Raw genomic sequence first — 1,456 nt, forward strand, 5'->3', positions numbered from 1 at the left:
CCCCCGCAAAGGATGCCAGCGAAAGTGGGGGTTTGCCTCTACGGGTTCATTGCTGGGACTTACGGCCGCGATACCTTGTGGGATTGGGTAGCGGCTGTACAGTGTGAGTGGGCGGCCGTCTGGTTTTAGCAATGTTTGGGCGTACATTTTTTGTAGGGGCGGGCGATCGCGTTTAATATATGTTAGGAGTATAACTTCGTGCTTTGAGTATCCGCCCCTACCTAAAGTCGCAAATTATGTTAACAAGTTGAGTTGGCAGTACCAACGTCAGCCTACCCTGTGCTATTGTAGAACCGGCCCCAGAGCCAGGATCTGGATTCAATTTAAATGCGTAGCAGCTTACGATCGCAATTCCCAATTACCCAGTATATTTATCAATCGACGATTCGATCGAGCTTTTCCTTAACCAACAAATCTAACAACGAGCGCAACACAAACAAGCCACAGAATCCCGAAACCGCAAAAGCTGCGATCGCCCCCGTTTGATATCCGCCCACCAGCAGCACAGCACCCGACAGAAACACAAAACCAGTCAGACAAGCAAAAATTAGAGTTTTCAGGGCTAAATTAATCCGTTTCAAGGCTCTTTCGCTCTCGATATTTCGCACTCTTATTTGCAACTCGCCATCTTCTATCCGTTTCTCTAAACGTTTGAAAAAAACTTCCGCTTTACTGGGCTGCTGCAACTTATATGTAATAAAACTTCGCGCTTGCCTTACCAATTCTCCGATCGCATTTCCCCGCCCCTTACTCACCGCAATACTCTTGACAAAAGGCTGAGCGGACGCTATGAAATTGTAGTGAGGGTCGAGAGTTCTAGCAATGCCGTCGAGAGTCGTCACTGACTTGACAATAAACATCATTTGTGCAGGCAAGCGAAATGGTTGCTGCTCGAACATGATATAAAGTTCGTTCTTTATTTCATTAAAAGCGTGAAAGTCGATCGGCTTATCAATAAACTTATCCAACAGAAAAGCAATTAACCTGCGAACCGGCATCATATCCGGCATCTGCTCAACTAAGCCCATAGTAATTAAAGTATTGAGTACCTCGTCAGTATCCTTTCTCAGCACAGCAAAAAAAGTCTTGACCATTTGGTCTTTAGCCAGAGACTTCACCTCAGCCATCATCCCAAAATCATAAAAAATTAAGCTACCATCTTCTGTCACCGCCAAATTTCCCGGATGCGGGTCAGCTTGAAAAAAACCGTCAATTAACAACTGTTTCAAATAGCAGCAAATTCCGAGTTGATTAAGCTTCACAATATCGACTCCAATCGCCTCTAAACTAATGCGGTCGTCCACCTTAATACCTGGTGCGTATTCGAGAGTCAGCACTTTTTTAGTCGTGTATTGCCAGTAGACTTTTGGGACAATAACTTGAGGATATTCTCGAAAATTATGGCTAAAGCGATCGGAATTTTTACCTTCTTGCACGTAGTCAATTTCTTGATATA

At 44.5% G+C, this 1,456-nt stretch carries 1 protein-coding gene; it reads right to left on the minus strand.

The window, feature by feature from the left end:
- Positions 1-374 precede the first annotated feature (374 nt).
- Positions 375-1,456 (minus strand): AarF/UbiB family protein (locus QUA45_RS28775; RefSeq protein ID WP_333223350.1); only part of this gene is annotated, 1,082 nt, incomplete at its 5' end.

The organism is Microcoleus sp. Pol12A5 (genome assembly GCF_036701435.1).
Lineage (GTDB): Bacteria > Cyanobacteriota > Cyanobacteriia > Cyanobacteriales > Microcoleaceae > Microcoleus.